This is a genomic window from Xanthomonas sp. 3058 (assembly GCF_014199765.1).
In the GTDB taxonomy this organism is placed as follows: Bacteria; Pseudomonadota; Gammaproteobacteria; order Xanthomonadales; family Xanthomonadaceae; genus Xanthomonas; species Xanthomonas campestris_B.
On the sequence record NZ_JACHOF010000001.1, the window covers coordinates 85,473 to 108,405 of the forward strand.

The 22,933-nt window shown below is 64.3% G+C and carries 17 protein-coding genes and 1 tRNA gene; 10 read left to right on the forward strand and 8 right to left on the reverse strand.

Annotation, left to right across the window (positions count from 1 at the left end):
• Nucleotides 1–211 precede the first annotated feature (211 nt).
• From GGR61_RS00430 to GGR61_RS00440, 3 genes are all read right to left on the reverse strand, one after another.
• The gene (locus GGR61_RS00430) at nt 212–1,780 is read right to left on the reverse strand and encodes a SulP family inorganic anion transporter (protein WP_184406185.1); all 1,569 of its coding nucleotides are present in this window, start codon (nt 1,778–1,780) and stop codon (nt 212–214) included.
• 12 nt (nt 1,781–1,792) lie between these two features.
• Nucleotides 1,793–2,473, reverse strand: a complete 681-nt coding sequence (locus GGR61_RS00435; RefSeq protein WP_184406183.1) for a carbonic anhydrase — start codon at nt 2,471–2,473, stop codon at nt 1,793–1,795.
• 116 nt (nt 2,474–2,589) lie between these two features.
• A complete protein-coding gene (locus GGR61_RS00440; RefSeq protein ID WP_184406321.1) occupies nt 2,590–2,910 on the reverse strand; it encodes a hypothetical protein in 321 nt (106 codons plus the stop codon).
• Between the two features lie 339 nt (nt 2,911–3,249).
• Here GGR61_RS00440 and GGR61_RS00445 point away from each other — a divergent pair, with 339 nt between their 5' ends.
• The 9 genes from GGR61_RS00445 (at nt 3,250) to rnt (ending at nt 12,078) form a co-directional block, all read left to right on the forward strand.
• The gene (locus GGR61_RS00445) at nt 3,250–4,500 is read left to right on the forward strand and encodes an OprO/OprP family phosphate-selective porin (protein ID WP_184620093.1); all 1,251 of its coding nucleotides are present in this window, start codon (nt 3,250–3,252) and stop codon (nt 4,498–4,500) included.
• A gap of 206 nt (nt 4,501–4,706) precedes the next feature.
• Entirely contained in the window at nt 4,707–5,726 is a 1,020-nt protein-coding gene (gene pstS, locus GGR61_RS00450) for a phosphate ABC transporter substrate-binding protein PstS (RefSeq protein ID WP_184406179.1), read from the forward strand.
• Between the two features lie 308 nt (nt 5,727–6,034).
• Nucleotides 6,035–7,126: a phosphate ABC transporter substrate-binding protein PstS gene (gene pstS, locus GGR61_RS00455; RefSeq protein ID WP_184406177.1), complete on the forward strand. Its 1,092-nt coding sequence runs from the start codon at nt 6,035–6,037 to the stop codon at nt 7,124–7,126.
• A gap of 111 nt (nt 7,127–7,237) precedes the next feature.
• A complete protein-coding gene (pstC, locus tag GGR61_RS00460) occupies nt 7,238–8,212 on the forward strand; it encodes a phosphate ABC transporter permease subunit PstC (RefSeq protein WP_184620094.1) in 975 nt (324 codons plus the stop codon).
• Entirely contained in the window at nt 8,212–9,075 is an 864-nt protein-coding gene (pstA, locus tag GGR61_RS00465; protein WP_184406174.1) for a phosphate ABC transporter permease PstA, read from the forward strand. Before pstC ends, pstA begins: the two co-directional genes overlap by 1 nt.
• Nucleotides 9,076–9,097: 22 nt before the next feature.
• Nucleotides 9,098–9,928, forward strand: coding sequence for a phosphate ABC transporter ATP-binding protein PstB (gene pstB / locus GGR61_RS00470; protein WP_184406172.1), 831 nt, complete (start codon nt 9,098–9,100; stop codon nt 9,926–9,928).
• Between the two features lie 133 nt (nt 9,929–10,061).
• Nucleotides 10,062–10,772, forward strand: a complete 711-nt coding sequence (gene phoU, locus GGR61_RS00475) for a phosphate signaling complex protein PhoU (protein ID WP_184620095.1) — start codon at nt 10,062–10,064, stop codon at nt 10,770–10,772.
• 131 nt (nt 10,773–10,903) lie between these two features.
• A complete protein-coding gene (locus GGR61_RS00480; RefSeq protein WP_184620096.1) occupies nt 10,904–11,293 on the forward strand; it encodes an RcnB family protein in 390 nt (129 codons plus the stop codon).
• Between the two features lie 137 nt (nt 11,294–11,430).
• Nucleotides 11,431–12,078 (forward strand): ribonuclease T, encoded by a 648-nt coding sequence (gene rnt / locus GGR61_RS00485; protein WP_184620097.1) that lies wholly within the window; start codon nt 11,431–11,433, stop codon nt 12,076–12,078.
• A gap of 401 nt (nt 12,079–12,479) precedes the next feature.
• Here rnt and GGR61_RS00490 read toward each other — a convergent pair whose 3' ends face one another.
• The 3 genes from GGR61_RS00490 to rnr all read right to left on the reverse strand — a co-directional run bounded on the left by GGR61_RS00490 (nt 12,480) and on the right by rnr (nt 19,288).
• Entirely contained in the window at nt 12,480–15,512 is a 3,033-nt protein-coding gene (locus GGR61_RS00490; protein ID WP_184620098.1) for a ligand-binding sensor domain-containing diguanylate cyclase, read from the reverse strand.
• Nucleotides 15,513–15,761: 249 nt separating this feature from the next.
• Nucleotides 15,762–16,511, reverse strand: a complete 750-nt coding sequence (gene rlmB, locus GGR61_RS00495; RefSeq protein WP_184620099.1) for a 23S rRNA (guanosine(2251)-2'-O)-methyltransferase RlmB — start codon at nt 16,509–16,511, stop codon at nt 15,762–15,764.
• A 209-nt stretch (nt 16,512–16,720) separates the two neighbouring features.
• The gene (rnr, locus tag GGR61_RS00500; protein ID WP_184620100.1) at nt 16,721–19,288 is read right to left on the reverse strand and encodes a ribonuclease R; all 2,568 of its coding nucleotides are present in this window, start codon (nt 19,286–19,288) and stop codon (nt 16,721–16,723) included.
• A gap of 121 nt (nt 19,289–19,409) precedes the next feature.
• Here rnr and GGR61_RS00505 point away from each other — a divergent pair.
• Nucleotides 19,410–19,496: transfer RNA gene (locus tag GGR61_RS00505), tRNA-Leu, on the forward strand.
• 223 nt (nt 19,497–19,719) lie between these two features.
• Here the strand turns inward: GGR61_RS00505 and GGR61_RS00510 are convergent.
• Both GGR61_RS00510 and GGR61_RS00515 read right to left on the reverse strand, forming a co-directional pair.
• Entirely contained in the window at nt 19,720–21,237 is a 1,518-nt protein-coding gene (locus GGR61_RS00510; protein ID WP_260286766.1) for a platelet-activating factor acetylhydrolase IB subunit, read from the reverse strand.
• A gap of 431 nt (nt 21,238–21,668) precedes the next feature.
• Nucleotides 21,669–22,787, reverse strand: a complete 1,119-nt coding sequence (locus tag GGR61_RS00515) for an acyl-CoA dehydrogenase family protein (RefSeq protein WP_260286849.1) — start codon at nt 22,785–22,787, stop codon at nt 21,669–21,671.
• Nucleotides 22,788–22,933 lie beyond the last annotated feature (146 nt).

Sequence of the window (22,933 nt, forward strand, 5' to 3'; positions counted from 1 at the left end):
TCTTAGCAAAACCGTCGCAACACCTAGCCAGGCACCAGGCGTCTCGTACCAGCACGGCCAATCCCGGCGTTTCCGACTCCCCAATCCCGATTCCCGATTTCAGATTCCCGGCCAAAAAAAATCGTGACCGGATGATGCGTCTTGCGGCGCCATGCATCACCCGGTCACGACAGAGGTCACCCGGCGCGGACGCCGGGCGCTTGCAGCAGGTTTACGCCGCCTTGGCTTGTTCCACGCGCTGTTCGACCAGCACGCTTTCCACCTTCGGCTGGCCTTCCACGCGTCGATCCAGCTCGTTCCAGTCCACTACCAGTTCGCAGCCGCGCGATGCCGCATTCCGGCTCCAGTCGCGCAACAACTCGATGCAGGCGTGGTCGACGTGATGCAGCTTGGCCACGTCCAGATGCAGTGCGGTATTGGGCGGCACACTTTCCAGCGTCCGCGCCATCGCCGGCACTTTCAGGAACGTGGCCGAGCCCTGCAGGGTCAGATGCATTTCGTCCTTCTTGTGCTCGTGCTCGCGCACGTCCACTTTCAGGCGCGACGAGTGCAGGGCCAGACGGAACAGCGACAGACCGAAGCCGATCAACACACCGGTCAGCAGGTCGGTCGCCACGATCGCAAAGGTGGTCGCCAGGTAGATCGCCGCAGTGCCACGACCATAGGTCGCCAGCTCCTTGACCTGCCCGATCTTGATCATCTTCACGCCAGTGTAGACCAGGATGCCGGCCAGACACGCCACCGGCGTCATCCGCAACAGCCACGGCAGCAGCATCGCGAATACCAGCAACCAACTGCCATGCAGGATGGTCGATGCACGCGTGGCCGCACCTGCCTGCACATTGGCCGCGCTACGCACGATCACACCGGTCATCGGCAGTGCGCCCAGGAAACCGCACAGCATGTTGCCCACGCCCTGCGCCGCCAGCTCACGGTCGTACTGGGTGCGCGCGCCCTGATGCATGCGATCCACTGCCGCCGCCGACAGCAAGGTTTCCGCGCTGGCGATGAAGGCAAAGGTCACCGCGGAGACCAGCAAGGTGGCATTGAACACCCCGAAGATGTCCGAAAAGCTGGGAATGGTGATCGCCGAGAACAGGTTGGTCGGGACATCGACCTTGTTGACGTTCAGACCCTGCAACTGCACCGTCGCGGTCACCACGACCACTGCGATCAACGCACCCGGCAAAAACCGCAGGCGCTGCGGACGCAGCTTGTCCCACGCCAGGATGATGCCGATGGTGGCCAGACCCACGAACAACGCAGTGCGTCCGGTCCCTTCGGTGATCGCCTGCCATACGACGGCGGGCAATGCAGCGAAGTTTTCCAGACCGCGCGCCTTGGGAGCGGCGTCCATCAGCACGTGCGCCTGCGATGCCACGATCAGGATGCCGATACCCGACAACATACCGGCCACCACGGCCGGCGAGGTCATCCGGAACCACACGCCTGCGCGGCACAGACCGGCAACCAGCTGGATCGCACCGGCCAGCAGGATCACCGGGCCGAGCGCCGCGATGCCGTGCTCGCGGACCAGTTCAAACACCAACACAGCCAGGCCGGCGGCCGGTCCGCTCACCTGCAAGGGAGAGCCCGCCAGGAACCCGACGACCAGTCCACCGATGATGCCGGTGATCAAGCCTGTGGCAGGCGGCATGCCGGAAGCGATCGCAATGCCCATGCACAGCGGCAGCGCGACAAGAAAGACCACCACAGACGAAAGCAAATCACGTCCAAACAGTCCTTGACGGAAATATCCGCCGATACCTGATGTGTTCATGGTCGGCTCCGGTCAGGCAAGTTCGGCACGGACTGCTTGCTGCAGTCGCGGGCGCGGGGTGGCTTCGGGTGTGTTCTCGCCCAGCAAAGAGCGGAAGCCACCCTTCTCGGCATCGAAGGCGCTGATCTCGCCATGGGCGATGTCATAGATCCAGCCATGGATGCGCAGGGTGCCGGCAGCCAGACGTGCTGCAACCACTGGCTGCGTACGCAGATGATCCAGCTGCGAGACCACGTTCTCCTCGGTCATGCAGTTCAGTGCTTCCTGACTCTGCGGATCGTGACCGTGGTGTTCGGTAACGTGACGCGCAGCATCGGTGTGCTTGAGCCAGGCCGCGACGGTGGGCACGGTTTCCAGCGATTCCGGCTTGAGCACCGCCTTCATGGCGCCGCAATCGGTGTGGCCACAGACCACGATATGACGCACACCCAGCACGGCGATGGCGTACTCGATGGCGGCAACCACGCCACTGACGTGCTGCGAATAAGGCGGCACGACATTGCCGATGTTGCGATAGACGAACAACTCGCCCGGCTGCGCGGAGAAGATCAGCTCCGGCATGACGCGTGAATCGGCGCAGGTGATGAACAACGTATGCGGCTTCTGGCCGGCAGCGAGTTCATGAAAGCGCGCGCTCTGACGCGGATACACTTCCTTGCGGAAATGACGAAAACCATCAAGCAAACTTTCCATGGGAGATACCTCTAGGCAACGAAAAGGCCATCCGCGGCGCAAGCCGCGAACTGCAAAGACGAACAAATCAAAAAGGAGTCCGGTGCGTGGCACCGGTTGACGCGACGAACGAGGGATCAGGCGCGCAGTGCGTTAGGAGGACGCAGTTGCGGGATCAGGTCGCGTTTTTGAGATGCTGGCGCGTAATGCGCGTACCAAGAGGGAAAATACCGCGCGACCACCGGCCATGCTTGGGAGAGCAAGGGGATGTCGTCTGCAGAGTGCGTATCGACCTGGGACTGTGCGTCCGCGTCGTCCTGCAGATCTTCGGCTGCGTCGCGTTCTTCGCCAGCATCCACCATCACCGCCACGCCATCGCTCACCAGCGCATCGTGGATGCGGGTGTGCGCATTGGCTGCCGACCACGCCGTGAGCGCGAGCAGGCAGACCAACAGCAAGTGGAGGAATCGAGGAAACATGGCCTCGAAACTAACAATTTAGACCGCCCCAGTGCAAGTGGTGCGACGCACCAATGCGGGGATAAGTCGCCGCGCGGAAACTCCGGTTCAGGTCACAGCATGGTAGAGCTCGGCGGCACCGGCGTTTCAGGCAGTGTCATAGTTGTCATAACCCACCGCCTCGTTCAGACTTCTGACACATTCTGACAAGATCTAAACACACGTAAATCATTGTCTTGATTGGCAAAAATAAAATAACGACGCGATCTCAAGTTGTCACATTAACGCAACTTTCACGCCATAGCCTGCGCTCACTTTCTCTCAGGTTGCAGCGCACCCATGAAACTCTCTCCGACCCTGCTTGGCTCCGCCCTATTGCTGGCGCTGGCTGCGCCTGCTGCACATGCTGAAATCGCCATCGACATGATCGGTGGCTCGGAGATCTCGCTCGAAGGCCTGGTCCAGGCCGACGGCAACTGGTTCCACAACGATGTGCAGGACCTCAATGGTCCGATCGGCGCCAATGGCGACAATTCCGAATTCAGCATCCGTCGCGCCGAGTTGGTGCTCAAGGGCAAGGGCCCGGGCAACGTCGAATGGGTGGCCGGGTACGACCCGAGTGTGCTGAAGGAAGTGACCATCCGCGGCACCACCATCCGCAGCACCGGCCGTTTTCTGGACAACAACATCAAGTACAAGTTCGGCGGCAACGCCAACAATTACCTGCAGATCGGTCAGTTCAAGCAGCCCAACAGCCTGGAAGAACTGTCCAGCACCAAGAACAACGACTTCGTCTCCAAGGCGTCGGTGACCAATACCTATGGCATCTCGCGCCGGTTGGGCGTGGCGTACGGCATGGGCGACAACAACTGGAGCGTGACTGCCAGTGCCTTCGGCCGCGAACTGACCCGTAACCAGGCCCATGGCAGCGGCTACGGTGCACGCGGCACCTGGGCGCCGATCAACGAGAGCGGCAATGTGCTGCACTTCGGCCTGAGCTACCTGGGTTACGACACCGACGACGACACCCTGCGCCTGCGCGCACGTCCGGACGCCGACCTCACCACCATCCGTCTGATCGACAGCGGCGCCATCACCAATGTGGATCGCGTGGGTGTGGCCGGTGCCGAGGCGATGTGGGTCACCGGGCCGTTCAAGCTGCAGAGCGAATATTTCCAGGAAAACGCCAAGCGCATCGGCAACAACGCGCAGGACTACAAGAGTGACGGCTGGTACGTCAGCGGCGTCTGGAACATCACCGGCGAGACCTGGGGCTACAAGGCCGGCGTGCCGACCACCCCGCTGCCGAACGAACCGGCATCGGGCCTGTGGCAGCTGGCCGTGCGCTACGACACCCTGGACCTGAACGATGGCCACCTGATCGCCAACGGCAACACCCCGTTCGTGGACGGCGTGCTGGGCGGCAAGATGAACGTGTGGACCGTCGGTGCCAACTGGTACTGGCGCTCCAACTTCAAGTTCGCACTCGACTACGCGAAGGTAGACAGCACCCGTTACAACAGCGCCACGCGTGGCCTGGTGGACGACAACCCGTCGATCATCGAGGCACGCGCGCAGTTCTATTGGTAAGTGATCGCCGGGTCGGTCGCCGCATGATGCTCGGTCGAGCGCGTGCGGCGCCGTCACCGCCCAGCCGGCGCGCCCGATCCGGCCACGCGCGCCTGGCGTCCTGCCGTCACTGCCCTGTCATGTTCGCGACACCGCGCGGTCATACCCTTGCCCTGCAATGGCTTCCGTGCGGGACGTCTTTCCTTCTTCGCTACAGGAGTAGTTCCGTGATCCATGCATTCAAGACCCGTCTGGCCGTCGGCGTGCTCGCCGCGTCGCTGGCGCTGTGCGCCCAGGCTGCCGATGTCACCGGTGCCGGTGCATCCTTCATCTATCCGGTGATGTCCAAGTGGTCGGCCGATTACAACGCGGCCACCAAGAAGCAGGTCAACTATCAATCGATCGGTTCGGGCGGCGGCATTGCCCAGATCAAGGCGGCCAGCGTGGACTTCGGTTCGTCCGACGCCCCGCTCAAGCCGGAAGAACTGGCCGCAGCCGGCCTGGCGCAATTCCCGTCGGTGATCGGCGGCGTGGTGCCGGTCGTCAACGTGCCAGGAATTGCACCCGGCGCGCTCAAGCTGGATGGCAAGACACTGGGCGATATCTTCCTGGGCAAGGTCAGCACCTGGAATGATCCGGCGATTGCCGCGCTCAACCCGGGCGTGAAGCTGCCGGACGGCAAGATCACCGTGGTGCACCGCTCGGATGGCTCGGGCACCAGCTTCAACTTCACCAACTACCTGTCCAAGGTCAACCCGGACTGGAAGAGCAAGGTCGGCGAAGGCACCGCCGTGCAGTGGCCGACCGGGATCGGCGGCAAGGGCAACGAGGGTGTGGCCGCGTATGTGAAGCAGATCAAGGGCGGCATCGGCTATGTCGAGCTGTCGTACGCGCTGCAGAACAAGATGGCCTACACCGCGATGAAGAACGCCTCCGGCAAGTTCGTGCAGCCGTCCGATGAAACCTTCGCCGCCGCGGCCAACAGCGCCGACTGGGCCAACAGCAAGGACTTCTACCTGGTGATGACCAACGCCGCCGGCGACAACGCCTGGCCGATCACCGCCACCAACTTCATTTTGGTGCAGAAGAAGCCGAAGAATGCCGCGGGCCTCAAGAACACGCTGGAATTCTTCCGCTGGGTCTACAGCAAGGGCGATGCGCAAGCCAAGCAGTTGGACTACGTGCCGCTGCCGGACAGCCTGGTGACCCAGATCGAGACCTACTGGGCCAAGAATCTGCCCCACTAAGGCGGCCGCGTCACGGCTGTGCTCGCCACCGAGGCGGGCGCGGCCGGCGCCTGGAATCGTCATATCGCACCCGTACACTCGGGTCCGGCGCTCGTCCGGCACCGCTGGCTAGGTGGTCGTTGTTGCTCTTAAAACGTACAGGAACGACGCCGCTTCTCTCCCGGCGTCGGCACCGGGACGCGGATCCTCTGGGGTCCGCGTTTTTTTGTGATGGCTTGCCAGAAGGCACTGTCATGCACGTGTAACAAAAACATCATTTCATAGCGTGGTCTGCCGGACCCACCGGCCAATCCAGCCTCGGAGCTTCCATGAAACTGCAGTCGGCCAGCCTGACCGCCCTGTCTCTCACCATCGCCCTCGCCCTGGCCGCTTGCTCGCCAGGCAAGGACGCGCAGTCCGGCGATGCCGCCAAGGGCGCCCCCACCGCCGGTGCGTCTGCCGGCGACAGCAAGAGCGCCGAGATCTCCGGTGCCGGCGCGTCCTTCATCTACCCGCTGGTGTCCAAGTGGTCGGCCGACTACAACGCCGCCACCGGCAACAAGGTGAACTACCAGTCGATCGGTTCCGGCGGCGGCATTGCGCAGATCAAGGCCGGCACGGTGGATTTCGGTTCGACCGACAAGCCGCTGGACAGCGCCGAACTGCAGCAGGCCGGCCTGGGCCAGTTCCCGTCCGCGATCGGCGGCGTGGTGCCGGTGGTCAATGTGGAAGGCATCGCACCGGGCAAGCTGCGTCTGACCGGCGCACTGCTGGGCGACATCTTCCTGGGCAAGGTCACGATGTGGAACGACGCGGCGATTGTCGCGGCCAATCCGGGCGTGACCCTGCCGGCCACCAAGATCAACCTGGTGCATCGTTCGGATGGTTCGGGCACCACCTTCAACTTCTCCAACTACCTGTCCAAGGTCAGCCCGGAGTGGAAGAGCAAGGTCGGCGAAGGCACCTCCGTGCAGTGGCCCGGTGGCGTCGGCGGCAAGGGCAACGAAGGCGTGGCCTCGTACGTGCAGCAGATCAAGGGCTCGATCGGCTATGTCGAGCTGGCCTACGCACTGCAGAACAAGATGCCCTACACCTCGCTGCAGAATGCAGCCGGCCAGTGGGTGGAACCGAACGCGGACAGCTTCGCCGCCGCTGCCGCCAGCGCCGACTGGGCCAATGCCAAGGATTTCAACCTGGTGATCACCAATGCACCGGGCGAGAAGGCCTGGCCGATCACCGCCACCAACTTCATGCTGATGCACAAGCAGCCCAAGGATGCGGCGCGTAGCAAGGCGACGCTGGACTTCTTCAAGTGGGCGCTGGAAAACGGCCAGGCGCAGGCCAGCGAATTGCATTACGTGCCGCTGCCGCCGGAGCTGGTGAAGCAGATCGAGTCCTACTGGGCCAGCGAGTTCAAGTAATGCCTGCATCCCGCCACACGGCGGGCTGCTCGGCGGTGAGGTGCCTGCGGGCGCCTCGCCGTTCCTGATGTCTCACGCTCCCGCCCTTGCGCGGGTGACGAGTCCAATCGAATGAATGCCTCCGCCATTCCCGAAGCGATGACCGCACCACGCGGCCGCGACCTGCGCGATGCGCGTGCCGACCGCCTGTTCAAGCTCGCGTTGGCCGCCACGGTCGTTTTCGTCCTGTTGGCACTCGGCAGCGCTGCGCTGTCGATGCTGTGGGGCGGACGCCATGCCTTGCAGATGCAGGGCCTGAGCTTTTTCTATTCCGCCGACTGGAATCCGGTCGAAAACAAATACGGCGCGCTGGCGCCGATCTACGGCACGCTGGTCACCGCCTTGATTGCGATGGTGATTGCGGTGCCGGTGAGTTTCGGTATCGCGTTCTTCCTCACCGAAGTGGCGCCGCGCTGGTTGCGTGGCCCGGTGGGCACGGCCATCGAATTGCTGGCCGGCATCCCGTCGATCATCTACGGCATGTGGGGCCTGTTCGTGCTGGTGCCGGTGATGACCGAGCACGTGACGCCATGGCTCAACGATCATCTGGGCACGCTGCCGGTGATCGGCCCGTTGTTCCAGGGGCCGCCGCTGGGCATCGGTCTGCTGACTGCTGGTTTCGTGCTGGCGATCATGGTGATCCCGTTCATTTCATCGGTGATGCGCGAAGTGTTTTTGACCGTGCCTACGCGCCTGAAGGAATCGGCGTACGCACTGGGCTCGACCAAGTGGGAAGTCAGCTGGGACATCGTGCTCCCATATACGCGCTCGGCGGTGATCGGCGGCGTGTTTCTGGGCCTGGGCCGTGCGCTGGGCGAAACCATGGCGGTGGCGTTCGTGGTCGGCAACACGGTGCGGCTGTCGCCGTCGCTGCTGGAGCCTGGCACCACCATCGCCGCGTTGATCGCCAATGACTTCGGCGAAGCCACCGAGACCTACCGGTCGGCGCTGCTGTTGCTGGGCTTTGTGCTGTTCATCGTGACCTTCATCGTGCTGGCGATTGCGCGCTTCATGCTGATGCAACTGTCGCGTCGGGAGGGCAACTGATGTCCTCGGCCTCGCAATCCCTCTACAACCGCCGCCGCGTGACCAATGTGGTGGCGTTGTTGCTGTCGTGCGCCACCGCGCTGTTCGGCCTGTTCTTCCTGGCCTGGATCCTGTGGACCTTGCTGTCCAAGGGCGTGCCGGGCATCGACGTCAATCTGTTCACCAAGATGACACCCCCGCCGATGCAGGAAGGCGGCCTGCTCAACGCCTTCTTCGGTAGTGCGGTGATGTGCGGCCTGGCGCTGGCGATCGGCACGCCATTAGGCATTGCCGCCGGCACCTGGCTGGCCGAGTACGGCAATGCGCGCAAGGCCGGCGTGGTGGTGCGCTTCGTCAACGACATCCTGCTGTCGGCACCGTCCATCGTGCTGGGCCTGTTCGTCTACACGCTGTACGTGATGCAGACCGGCGGGCGCTTCTCCGCGTTTGCAGGCGCGCTGTCGCTGGCCTTCATCGTGCTGCCGGTGGTGGTGCGCACGACCGACGAGATGCTGCGTCTGGTGCCGGCGCAGATGCGCGAGGCGGCGTTGTCGCTGGGTATTCCGCAGTGGAAGGTCACCGTGCAGGTGCTGTATCGCGCCGCTTCGGCCGGCATCCTCACCGGCATCCTGCTGGCCCTGGCACGCATCAGCGGCGAGACCGCACCGCTGCTGTTCACCGCGTTCGGCAATCAGTACTGGAACAGCAACGTGTTCCAGCCGATGGCCAGCGTGCCGGTGATCATGAATCAGTTCGCCGGTAGCCCCTACGAGACCTGGCAGACCCTGGCCTGGTCGGGCGCGCTGGTGCTGACCGTGTTCGTGCTGCTGGTGAGCCTGGGCGCCCGTGCCCTGCTATTGCGCAACAAGATCTCCAATGACTGACCTTTCCCTCCGGACACCCGACATGAACGATCTCCAAAACGCCAAGCCGATGCATCGCATCGCTGTTCCGGCCGCCAAGGGGGCGCCAAGCGCGCAGGCGCCGGTGAAGGTGGCCGCACGCAATCTGGATTTCTATTACGACAAGTACCACGCGCTCAAGAGCATCAACATCGAGATTCCGGAAAAGCGCGTCACCGCGCTGATCGGGCCGTCCGGTTGCGGCAAGTCGACCTTGCTGCGCATCTTCAATCGCATCTACGCGCTGTACCCGAAGATGGAAGCGCGTGGCGAAGTGTTGCTGGATAACGAAAACATCCTGTCGCCGAAGTACCCGATGAACCGCCTGCGCAGCAAGGTCGGCATGGTGTTCCAGAAGCCGGTGCCGTTTCCGATGACGATCTTCGAAAACGTCGCCTACGGTATCCGTCACCACGAGAAACTCTCCAAGGCCGACATGCAGAATCGTGTCGAGCACGCCCTGCGTCAGGGTGCGTTATGGGACGAGGTCAAGGACAAGCTCGGGCAAAGCGCGCTGGGCCTGTCCGGCGGCCAGCAGCAACGTCTGTGCATCGCACGTGCGGTGGCGCTGCGGCCGGACGTGTTGCTGCTGGACGAACCGACCTCGGCGCTGGACCCGATTTCCACCAGCCGCATCGAGCAGTTGGTGGAAGAGCTCAAGTGCGACTACACGATCGTCATCGTGACCCACAACATGCAGCAGGCCGCGCGCGTGTCCGACTACACCGCCTTCATGTACCTGGGCGACCTGATCGAACACGACCGCACCGAAACGATTTTCTCGCAACCGTCCAAGCAGCAGACCGAGGACTACATCACCGGCCGCTTCGGTTGATGTAGTCCACTACGCAGCAGCGCCCGACTGAAGAAGTAGCACCGTCACACCCTGCCCTGCACGCTCTTTACATCGCGTGCGATGCTGCCAACACAGCGGCGGGCTTCCACCATTGCCACGAATCGAGACCACGATGAACCAGCACCTCAACGACCACATCGTCAAAAGTTACGACGAGGAGCAGCACCGTCTTGTCGCCGAGATCGTGCGCATGGGCGACACGGCAGTGGCGCAGCTGGAAGCCGCACTGGATGTGGTGGAGCGCCGCGACGACAGCGCGGCACACCGCATCGTGGTCAACGACGAGGCGATCGATGCGCTTGAGCATGCGATCAGTCACGACGTGATGCGCCTGGCGTTGCGTGGGCCGATGGCGCGCGACCTGCGCGAGATCCTGGCCGGCCTGCGGATTCCTGCCGACATCGAACGCATCGGCGATTACGCGGCGAACGTCGCCAAGCGTTCGATCGCACTCAATTCCGCACCGCCGCTGCCGCAGACCGTGGGCCTGCGCGCGCTCGGCCAGATGGCCGCCAGCGCCGTGCGCGACGCCGTGCTGGCGTATCGCGACAAGGATGCCAATGCCGCCATCCGCGTGCGCGACGAAGACGCCCGCCTGGACGCGCAGTACACCGCCCTGTTCCGCGAGCTGTTGACCTACATGATGGAAGACCCGCGCAACATCACCCCGTGCACGCATCTGTTGTTCATGGCCAAGAATCTGGAGCGCATCGGCGACCATGCCACCAACATCGCCGAGAACGTGTGGTTCCTGGTGCATGGCGAACAGCCGCTGCCACCGCGCGTGAAGCGCGACGACACCAGCACCACCGGAGTGATCTGACGAATCCGCGTGCCGGCAGCGCCTGCCGGCACCCTGATGAGCAGGCTGAAAGGCCTAATATCATTACGTATTCATCTGATCGCACCTAGGTTGCAGTGGCACAGGCCGTTCCTGTGACGCAGGGTAGGCAGATGACGCAGATCATTGGATCGCTCGTGGTTTTGTCGCTGCTGACCTCTGGTGCAGCGTTCGCTGCGCCCCAGCAGCAGCACGACGATCATGCTCGCATCGAACAGCGGCATGACGCACATGGCCCTGACCGTCGCGACGACCGCCACGATGACAGGCGCGCAGATCGGCGCGACATCCGTCACGACGACCACCGCAACGACCGTCATGGACCTCCATTCAAACGCGGTGAGCGCCTGGCGCCGGGCAATCGCGGCAACCATGTCGCCGATTACCGCAGGCATCATCTGAAGCAACCACCGCGCGGGCATGAGTGGCGCCGTGTGGACAATCAATACGTGTTGATTGCAGTGGCCACCGGCCTGATTGCCAGCGTGGTGACCGGCCGCTGATCTGACGGCCAGACTGCCAACAACATGCGGAGGGCTGGCCCGATCTGCGGCGACGCGGGTCGGGCCTTCTTTTGCGCAGGGCCTGGACCAACAATGCGTAACGCCAGGATCGAGCCGGTGATGCGACCTGCTAGGCTATGCGGATGAACGAACCGGTCGACCTGCAGCCTGCCCCCTCCCTGATGCCCATGTCGCGGCGTTTCCGCGGCTATCTGCCCGTGGTGGTGGATGTGGAGACCGGCGGGTTCGACTGGAACAAGCACGCGCTACTGGAAATTGCCTGCGTACCGATCGAAATGGACGCCGAAGGACGTTTTTTCCCTGGGGAAACCGCCAGTGCGCATCTGGTACCGGCGCCGGGCCTGGAGATCGATCCCAAATCGCTGGAAATCACCGGCATCGTGCTCGACCACCCGTTCCGCTTCGCCAAGCAGGAAAAGGACGCGCTGGACCACGTGTTCGCGCCGGTACGTGCGGCAGTGAAGAAATATGGTTGCCAACGCGCAATCCTGGTGGGCCACAACGCGCATTTCGATCTGAACTTTCTCAATGCAGCGGTTGCGCGCGTGGGCCATAAACGCAATCCGTTCCATCCGTTCAGTGTGTTCGACACGGTGACCTTGGCAGGTGTGGCTTACGGGCAGACCGTGCTGGCGCGCGCCGCGCAAGCGGCAGGCCTGGACTGGAACACCGCCGATGCGCACAGCGCGGTGTATGACACCGAACAAACCGCACGGTTGTTCTGCACGATCGCCAATGCCTGGCCGGGGCCCCGCGTCGGCTGAGTGGGCTGGAATTGGGGATTGTTGGCAAACGCGCGATGTTGCTCGAGCTAAAAGCAGGGTGACCGCGACAACCGCGCCCTCATCCGCCCTTCGGGCACCTTCTCCCGCAAGCGGGAGAAGGGAGCGGCGGCGGGTTGCAGGGACGCGAGCGCATCGCGCGCCGACAGCCTAACCACAGCGAAAAGCTCCCTTCCCCCGCCTGCGGGGGAAGGTGCCCGAAGGGCGGATGGGGGCAGGCTTGAACCTGTAGCCGCACTCCCCTCATCCGGCGCTACGCGCCCCCTTCTCCCGCAAGCGGGAGAAGGGAGATGCGCGCGGCTGGCTTTGCCGTCTCACCTAGCACCAAGCTCGATTCCCGATTCCCTATTCCCAATCTCCAATCCCGACTCCCCCATCCCGCCCTAGCCCACGCAAATCCGGTCGCGCCCTGCGCTCTTGGCCTGGTAGAGCGCATGGTCGGCGCGCTGCATCAACGATGCGCCGGTGTCGTCATCGCGTAATTCGGCCACACCGGCGCTGAAAGTCACCTGCAGGCCGTCCACACCGCCCCAGTCGTGGCGGGCATGGAATAGCGCGCGGATGCGCAGACAGAGCGCCTGCGCTTCATCCAGGGTGGTATCGGCAAGCAGCAAGGCGAATTCTTCGCCGCCCATGCGCGCCGGCAGATCCGAGGCGCGGGCAGCGGCGGTCAGCAGCACGCCCACTTCATGCAGGACCGCATCGCCACTGGCGTGCGAATAGTGATCGTTGATGCGCTTGAAGTGGTCGATGTCCAGGATCGCCAGGACCAATGGCCCACCACTGCGCCGCGCTCGGCTGATATCGCGCGCCAGCGCTTCGTCGAAGTGGCGGCGATTGGGTAGCCCGGTCAGTGCGTCCTCGTGCGCCTGGCGCTCGAACACATCGGACTTGATACGCAGCCGCGTCAGCAGGTCGGTTTTTTCCTGATTGGCCTGCAGCAGCCGCTGCGCCTGCAGTTGCAGGTCTTCGGTCCGTTTGCGTACCAGTTCGGCCAATCGTGCGTTATGGGTGGTGTAGCGGCGCAACAGGAATCGATACACCAGGGCCAGCGCAAGAATCGCAGCCAGCACCGCTGCAAAACGCACGTCCTGCCGTTGCCACCACCACGGCAGGATCTCGAACGCCCACACCGCTTCACGCCGGCTCCACGCGCCGCCCGGGTGGCGGGCGGCCACATGCAGGCGGTAACGCCCCGGCGGCAAGCCGATGAATTCCACGCTGCGCTGCCGGCCACGTTCGGTCCAGTCGCCGTCCAGTCCTTCCAGGCGCGTGCGGTATTCGATCCGCTCGGGCAGCAGAAAACTCATGCCGACGTAGGACACATTCAGGCGATGTCCACCGGGCAATCTTGCCTGCTGCCGCCACGCCAACGGGCGGCCATCCTGCTGCACGCTCTCGATCAGCGCAGGCGGTGCGCGGCGTTCGCGAAAGGATCGCAGACGCGACGGGGCAACCGAGCTCACGCCGCCTGCAGTGACCACCCACACCGAGCCATCGGCGCGTTCGATCAGGCTCGGGCCGGAGCTGCCATTGGCTTGCGCATTGCCCATGCCGTCGATCTCGCCATAGCGTTCGATGACGAGCTTGCCGCGCCCATCGGCGACGGCGTTGAGCGTGTCGAGTCCGGTGCGCAGCATGCCGCGATTGCTGCTGATCCACGCATTGCCGAGGCGGTCGACGACCAGCTGGAACACCGTATCCACCGGCATGCCCTGCTCCAGGCCCACGCGTGCGATCGTCCCGTTGCGCACCCGATACAGACCGCGATCGGTCGAGATCCAGACAGCGTCGCCGATGGCCTGGAAGCCGAAGACGCTGCGCGCACCACCCAGGCGCTGCAGGTCCAGCTGGTGCAGCTTGCCGTCGCGCAACACCGCCGCACCATCGACCGACCCGATCCACAGCGCCTTCCCAATCGCGGCGATCGCAGTCACCACGCTGGCGGGCATGCCGTCGATCGCCAGTGGCACGGGCGTACCGTCCACCAACTTCACCACACCGCGCTGGGTGGCCAGCCACACCACGGCGTGGTCGTCGATCACGATGGCGCGGACATGCCCGCTGGGCATGCCCTCGGCCTCGCCGTAGTGCCGCAACACGCGTCCATCGCGCAGCACGAACACGCCGTCGGCAAAGGTACCGACCCACAGATCGCCTTGCCGGTCCAACGCCAGGCTGAGCACCGAGAGCCGACGCCCGGACGGCGTGGCGACCGCCACCGGTACGATGCGCCCATCCGGCAACATGCGATCCAGCCCGGCGCTACCGGCGATCCACAAACTGCCATCGCGGTCTTCCAGCATGGCGCGGCTGTAGTCGCCGCTCAGGCCATCGCGTTGGCTGTAACTGCTGAACAGGGTTTCGCGCAGCCGGAACAGCCCGCCATTGGTGCCGACCCAGATGCTGCCTTCGGCATCCTCGCGAAAACTGACGATGCGTCCGCTGGGCAGGCTGCGACCGGCCGGCAGATGCTCCACGCCATGACTGCCGATACGCAGCAGCCCCTGATTTTCGCTCCCCAGCCACAGATCGCCATGACGATCCTGCAGCATCGCGGTGAAGCGGCCCTGCCCCGGCACCCGATGCACCAGCTCGGCGCGCTCGCCCTGCAGCCGATACAGTTGCTCGCCTGCGACCACCCACAGCGTGCCGTCCGTCGCGCGATATGGCCATGCCAGCCCCGATGGCAGGCCGAATGCCGCCGGCGCACGATGCATGTGCCCATCCGGCTCGCGGTAGACCAGCCCATCGAGCGTACCGATCAGCAGCCTGCCCTGATCGTCGAACGCCATGCGCGGAAAACTGCTCTGCAGCGGCACGCCATCGCGCGGCGGGAAATAGTCGAAGCGCCCATCCGGCCACAGGCAGCCAAGCCCGTGGCCTTCGAACAGCAACCACATACGACCGTCGGCATCCATGGTCATCGCGTGGATCAGCGCCTGCGGCCACTGACCTTGCCGCTGCCAGTGCCGCCACTGTCCATCGGCACTGTGACGCACCAGATTGCCGCGCGCATCGCTCAGCCACAGCGCGCCATCGCGATCCACGTACAAGGCGCCGACGCCGTTATCGGGCAGGCCGGGGCGCGTACTGCGATCGATGACGCTGAATTCCAGGCCGTTGTAGCGCACCAGCCCTTCCCAGGTGGCGAACCACAAATAGCCATCGCGGGTCTGGGCGATGTCGCGCAACGAGTTGTGCGGCAGACCGTTACGCGAGCTCCAGCTGTCGATGGCGTAGTCGCGCAATCGCGCGGTTCCTGCGGGTGCGGCGATCGCAGCGAACGAACACCATGCCAGCAGCAGCCAGCCACAGGCACCGATCCAGTGCAGCCAGCGCGACTCTCCCCTCAGCACTGCGCCGACTGCGTCGCTATTTCCGCCCGACTGCCGGGCGTCCACCCCATCGTTCATCTGACATGACGCGCCATTCACAATCCATATGGTAGGCAAAAAAGCGCACACGCGCCGAGGGGCGGCTGGCGTGCGCCCGAAAGCATTGATGCATAAGCGTTGAAGCTGCGAGCGGCAACACCGGAAGACCAGCATCTGCGCAAAGCTGCACGCACCTGACCGACTGTTGCCGGCACAGAGCACCGCTCTACCAGCCGATCAACGCTCGCCACACGCCAATCCTGACGGATGCGTCCCGACGTGGCGCGATTACACGCCCAGGCGCTGCCGCACCGCTTCAAACAAGGTCACGCCTGCGGCGACCGACACGTTGAGGCTTTCGATATCGCCCGGCATCGGAATCTTGACCAGGCCGTCGCAATGTTCGCGGGTAAGCCGACGCAGGCCATCGGCCTCGCCGCCGAGCACCAGCCCGACATTGCCGCGCAGGTCCACGCTGTACAACGACGCCTCGGCCTCGCCGGCCAGACCGTACAGCCACACGCCCTGCTTCTGCAGATCGCGCAGGCAGCGCGCCAGGTTGGTGACCGCCACCACCGGAATGCGGTCGGCCGCACCGGCCGAGGTCTTGCGCACAGTGGCATTCACCGTGGCCGACTTGTCCTTGGGAATGACCACCGCGGTGATGCCGGCCGCAGCCGCGCTGCGCAGACACGCACCCAAGTTGTGCGGATCCTGCACGCCATCGAGGATCAGCAGCAGCGCGCGCCCCTCGGCCGCGGCCACCAATGCTTCAAGCTCGTTTTCTGCCCACAGCCGTGCCGCTGCGTAGCGCGCGACCACGCCCTGATGGCGTACCTGCCCGCCCACGCCGTCCAGCGCCTGGGTGTTGACCCGGCGCACGTCGATGCCCTTGCGGCGCGCCTGCTCTTCGATCTCGGTAAGACGCGGATTCTTGCTACCGGCCTCGATCAATACCTCGCGCACATTGTCGGCGTCGTTCTCGATCGACGAGGCGACAGCGTTGACACCGACGATCCACTGATTCTGCTTGCTCATTGCGCGGACATACGAAGAGATAAAGGGGAATGGTAGGGCCTGTGGCCTGCCACGTCACGGCCGACCGATGTGCGGTGATGGGCACCCGCGATAGAGCGTGCCCACCGCAAGGCGTGTGCTTCGCGGCAGGCATGTGCTTCCGGCCCAGCGGCCATCACTGATTGCGATCAACCGGCAGGCGGCTGATCGCAACGCAGTATTGATGCGCCTCAGTAAGATTTCTTCTTGCGCTTGGGCGGCTGCGCGCGCGGCGGCAGCGGAGCGTCGGACGTATCGTCCCGATCCTCGGCCAGACGGAAGTCGATCTTGCGCTCTTCCATACTGGCCTTGAGCACCAGCACGCGCACCGGATCGCCCAGCCGGAACGCGCGACCACGGCGCTCGCCACTGAGCGTCTTGCGGATCGGATCGAACTGGTAGTAGTCCTGCGGCAACTGGGTGACATGCACCAGGCCGTTGACCTTGGACTGGGTCAACTCCACGAACAGGCCGAAGCCGGTCACGCCGCTGATCACACCATCGAACTGGCCGCCGACATGCTTTTCCATCCACGCGGCGCGATAACGCTCATCGACCTCGCGTTCGGCTTCGTCGGCACGCCGACCACGCTCGGAACACTGCAGCGACAAGGCGGCCATCTGACGCGGGGTGTAGATGTATTTTTCCGGGGAGGCGCCGGTCAACGCATGCTTGATCGCGCGATGCACCAGCAGGTCAGGGTAACGCCGGATCGGCGAGGTGAAGTGCGCATACGCCTCCAACGCCAGGCCGAAGTGGCCGTTGTTGTCAGGCGAATACACCGCCAGGCTCTGGCTGCGCAGCAGCACCGATTCCAGCAACGCCGCATCGGGGCGCGCACGCACCTTCTTCAGCAACTTGGTGTAATCGCCGGGACGCACCTTGCTCCACGCCGGCAGGCTCAACTGGAATTCCTTGAGGAACTCCAGCAGGTCTTCGAACTTGCTCTCCGGCGGCCGCTCGTGCACGCGGTACGGCGCCGGCACATGCATGCTCAGCAGATAACGCGCGGCCTCGACATTGGCAGCGATCATGCATTCTTCGATCAGCTTGTGCGCATCGTTGCGCACCAGCATGCCGGCCTGGGTGACCTCGCCGGTGTTGTCGAGCACGAAGCGCACTTCGGAGGTTTCGAATTCGATCGCGCCGCGATGCGTGCGCGCCTTCGACAGCACGTTGTACAGCTGATGCAGGCGCTGCACCTGCGGCAGCAACGGGCCGATAAACGCCTTGGTATCGGCATCGTCTTCGCCGACCGCCTTCCAGACCTGGTTATAGGTCAGGCGCGCGTGCGAGTTCATCACCGCTTCGTAAAAACGCGAGCCGGTCACTTCGCCATCGCGTCCTACCTGCATGTCGCAGACGAAACACATGCGATCGACCTTGGGCATCAGCGAGCAGATGCCGTTGGACAGGGTTTCCGGCAACATCGGCACCACGAACCCCGGGAAATACACCGAGGTGGCACGCTTCTGCGCTTCGTCGTCCAGCGGCGTGCCGGGACGCACATAGTTGGACACGTCGGCGATCGCCACCACCAGACGGAAGCCGTCTGCGTTGGGTTCGCAATACACCGCGTCGTCGAAATCCTTGGCATCTTCGCCATCGATGGTGACCAGCGGCATCTGCCGCAGATCCACGCGCCCGCCGATCATCTGCGGCTCGACCACCAACGGCACTGCCGCGGCTTCGTCCAGCACTTCCTGCGGGAATTCGTGCGGCAGTTCGTGGCCGTGGATGGCCATTTCCACCACCAGCGACGGGGTCAGCTTGTCGCCGAGCACCGCGATGATCTTGCCGATCGCCGGGCGGCGCGCATCCGGTGGCGCGATCAGTTCGCACACCACCAGCTGCCCCTCGCGTGCGTCGCCGATGCCGTCCGGTGCGATCTGCACGTTGCGTTGCACGCGCTTGTCGTCCGGGTCGACATAGGCCACGCCATGTTCGTAGAAGAAGCGCCCGAGCATGCGCGACATGCGGCGTTCGAGCACGCGGGCGATCGCGCCTTCGCGACGACCGCGACGGTCGATGCCGGTGACGTTGGCCAGCGCACGATCGCCGTGCATGACCTTGCGCATTTCGTACGGAGGCAGGAACAGGTCGTCGCCGCCTTCGTCCGGCTTGAGGAAGCCGAAGCCTTCCGGGTTGGCGATCACCACACCGGCGATCAGGCTGGTCTGCTGCACCGGCGCGTAGCCGCCGCGACGGTTCTGCACCAGCTGTGCTTCGCGCACCATCGCCGCCAGGCGCTTGCCCAGCGCATCGATGCGGTCGCTGAGATTGAGTTGTTCGGCGATTTCCTCGGCGGTCTGCGGGCCGTCGCAGGCGTCGAGCAGCTGCAGGATGGCTTCGCGGCTGGCGATCGGCTCGGCGTAACGCAGCGCTTCGCGATCGGCATGCGGATCCTTGAACTCCGCCGTCGGCGCAGACACTTCCGTCGCCGGCGCGGCCACTTCCGTCGGCGCGTGCTGGAGGCGTTCCGGCGGCGGCGCAGGCGGACCGCTCTTGCGTGGATGCGGCGCGCGTGGTGCCGGCGCCGTGGGCAGCGCGGGCGCTACCGGCAGTTCGGGCGAGGCGTTGGCGGCCTTGTCGGCAGCGCGTTTATTTGCGGACTTGGTCGACGCGCCAGCGGCGGCGCGGACCAGGAAGTCCGGCATCCAGCCCGGCAACTTCTGTTTTTCGGCGGTGGTGGACTCGCCCGGGCTGGTGGATTTGCGGCGACTGGGCCGATCGGAATCTGGGGTGTTTTTCTTTGTCATTGCTTACATGGTACCCCTTGCGGCCGCCACATGGGCAGCAAGGCTCGCCCAACCGGTTGCAATTGCGGTTCGACAGGCATTGACAAGCCCACCGGGAGGCTGCAAAATTCGCGGCTCACCTGCCCAGGTGGCGGAATTGGTAGACGCACTAGCTTCAGGTGCTAGCGGGGGCAACTTCGTGGAGGTTCGAGTCCTCTTCTGGGCACCAGTTTAAAAAGACCTCCGAGCGATCGGGGGTCTTCTGGTATCTGGGGTCTGGAAATCTTCAACGGCCGTGGGTACTCGCGTTGCTGGAACGGTGGATGGATCGGGCAGACGAAGCACCCGTCAGATGACGCCAGCCTTCGGTCATCGCGCAACGGAATATCACCACGCACGACAGCAGCGCCCCACGTGACGCCACTGCCCTATCACCTTCGCGGCGGACGCCCTTATGGCCGGGCAGCGATCCCTGCCTGGCGTAGCGCCTGTGCCCAGACGGCGTAACCGGCCTCGCTGGGATGGGTGCCGTCGGGCATCAGCGCCTCGGGCAATGTGCCGTCGGGCTGCAGCAACTGCTTGCCGATATCGACCAGGCGCACCGATGGATCCTTGCCATAACGCGCCATCAACAGCCGGTTTGTCTCGGCAATCGGTGCGCGCCGCGCATCGTCGGCATGGCGGCCGCGCGGCATGATCGCCATCAGGATCAGCTTGCTATTGGGCAGGCGGCGACGCACCTCGCTCACCACTGCCTCCACGCCCAGCACGGTCTCGGCTGGCGTGCTCGCGCGCGATTGCGCGGTGCCGGTGAGATTGTTGGTGCCGATATGCAGCACCACCCACTGCGGGTCCAGACCGTCGAGCTCCCCCTGACGGATGCGCCACAGCACATTCTGGGTGCGATCCCAGCCGAAGCCCAGATTCAGTACCGGGCGTGCGCCGTAGAGCCACTGCCAGGATTGCGCACCGCTGACGCGGGTGGCCAGCGGCAGGCCGGCCCAGAAGTGGGTGATCGAATCGCCAATCATCACCACCTCCGGCTTCAGCGCACGCGCAGCGGCCAGCGCTGCGTGGTGACGGGCGTACCAGTCGTAGGAATCCTGTTCCAGCCAATCGACCGGCAACAAGGACGTCGCAAAATCGCGGCCGAGCTCGGCCACCGGCTTGGCCGGCGGCTCGCCCAGCAACCGCGCCAGGGTCGGCTCGATCGCTTCGGCCAGCATGCGCTGGCCTCGCGTGTCCGGATGCAAGGCACCGGCTGGCGGACGGAGACGGGTGTCGTAGAACAGCTCGGTGCGCAGCTTGCCGCCACGAAAGAAGATCGAACCGACATCCAGATAGGTCACGCGCGGGTTGTCGCCGTAGCGCACCGCCAGGCCCTGATTGATCTGCGCATCACGGCGCGACTTCTCTGCGGAAATCGCGCTGGGCAGCACGCCGAGCAACAGAATGTGCGTCCGTGGCAGTTTCTGCTCGATCGCCGCGACCACCGCATCGATCCCGAGCTGGGCCTGCTCTGCGGTCTGGCCAAGATGGCCGGTGTTGTTGGTGCCGATCAGTAGCAGCGCAACCTTGGGTTGCAGGCCATCGACCTCGCCATTGGCCAGCCGCCACAGCAGGTTTTCGGTGCCGTCGCCACTGAAACCCAGGTTGAGCGCGCCGCGGCTACCGTAGAAGGCCTGCCAGGTCGGTTGGAAGTCTTCGTCCGGCGCCTTGGCCTGTTCGTAGTTCTGGGTGATCGAATCGCCGATCAACAGCAATGGCGTATCGGCATGTTGTTTCACCTGTTCCAGCACCTGCGCGTGGCGCTGTGCCCACCATGTCTCCTGCAAGCGGTCGGTCGGCACGATCGAAGGTGGCGGAGTCTGCGCGAGCGCGGGCAGCGTCAGCAGGCATAGCCAGATGGGCAGGCCGGTCACGACAAGTCGCCGGCCGAGGCTACGAAACAGGAAGGGGAACAGGATCATGCGCGGCCGGAAGGAGCGGAAGACCCCCGATTGTGGGCTGCACTGTTGGCGCGTCACAAGCTGATCCGAGACAGGCGCCCTCACCCTGTCCAGCTGGCGGAGGCAGGAATCACGATGCAACGACACACCCACACCCTTCTCCCGCCTGCGGGAGGAGGTGGCGCGCAGCGTCGGATGAGGGCGCTGCACATGCAACAAGACGCCTACGCCCTTCTCCCGCCTGCGGGAGAAGGTGGCGCGCAGCGCCGGATGAGGGCGCTCTGTGTGTATGCATGTATGTGTGTGCCGCCCCATCCGCCCTTCGGGCACCTTCCCCGCAGGCGGGGGAAGGAAGATGATCTCCGAAACGCCTTCGAGCAGGCGCCGTCATGGAGCTCACTGCTCCCGGCGTCGCCGAGCATGTTTCAGCAGAACGCTTCTGCGGCAAATCCTCAGCGCAGTCCGGTCTCGGCGCGCGCAATCACCAGGCGCTGGATCTCCGAGGTACCTTCGTAGATCTCGGTGATCTTGGCGTCGCGGAAGTAGCGCTCCATCGGCATTTCCTTGGAATAGCCCATGCCGCCGTGGATCTGCACCGCCTGGTGGGTGATCCACATCGCTGCTTCCGAGGCGGTGAGCTTGGCCACGGCCGCTTCGGTGCCGAACGGCTGCCCCTGCCCCTTCAACCAGGCCGCACGCAGCGTCAGTAGCAGCGCGGCATCCAGCTTGCACTTCATGTCGGCGATCTTGGCCTGGGTCATCTGGAACGTGCCGATCGCCGCGCCGAACGCCTTGCGCTCCTTCACGTACGCAAGCGTTGCTTCATAAGCGGCGCGCGCGATGCCGACCGCCTGCGAGGCGATGCCGATGCGCCCGGCATCGAGCACGCTCATCGCGGTCTTGAAACCCTGGCCTTCCACGCCCAACACCTCATCGGGCTGCGCGATGTAGTCGGCGAACTCGATCTCACAGGTGGCCGATGCGCGGATGCCGAGCTTGGGCTCGGTCTTGCCACGATGGAAGCCGGGCTTGTCGGTATCGACCATGAACGCGGTGATGCCGCGCGAACCCTTGTCCGGCTCGGTCACTGCAAACAACACGATGTACCTGGCCACCGGACCGGAAGTAATCCAGCTCTTCTTGCCGTTGATGACGAAGCGACCATCGGCTTGTTTGACCGCACGACAACGCATCGCCGAGGCGTCGGAACCGGACTGCGGTTCGGTCAACGCAAACGCACCGATCTGCGTGCCTTCCGCGATCGCGCGCGCATACAGCTGCTTCTGCGCTTCGCTACCGTTCTTCAGGATGCCGGTGCAGAACAGCGAGTTGTTGACCGACATGATGGTGGAATGCGCGCCATCGGCGGCGGCGATTTCGATCATCGCCAACGCGTAGCTGATCGGGTCCATGCCGGCGCCACCGTACTCGGCCGGCACTTCGATGCCCATCAGGCCGTTTTCGCCGAGCAGCTGGATGTTCTCCAGCGGGAACTCGCCGCTGCGGTCGAACCGCTCCGCGCTGGGGGCGATCTTTTCCTGGGCGATGCGGCGCGCCACATCCTGGATCATCAATTGTTCTTCGGTAAAGCTGAAATCCACGTCGCATCCCTCCAGGCCTAGGCTGAGCGCCCATTGTAGCCACAACCATTCGCATGCGTATGTAGTTGACCCCACACCCGGCCGGGCCGAAAATATCTCCATATCGCGATATAGAG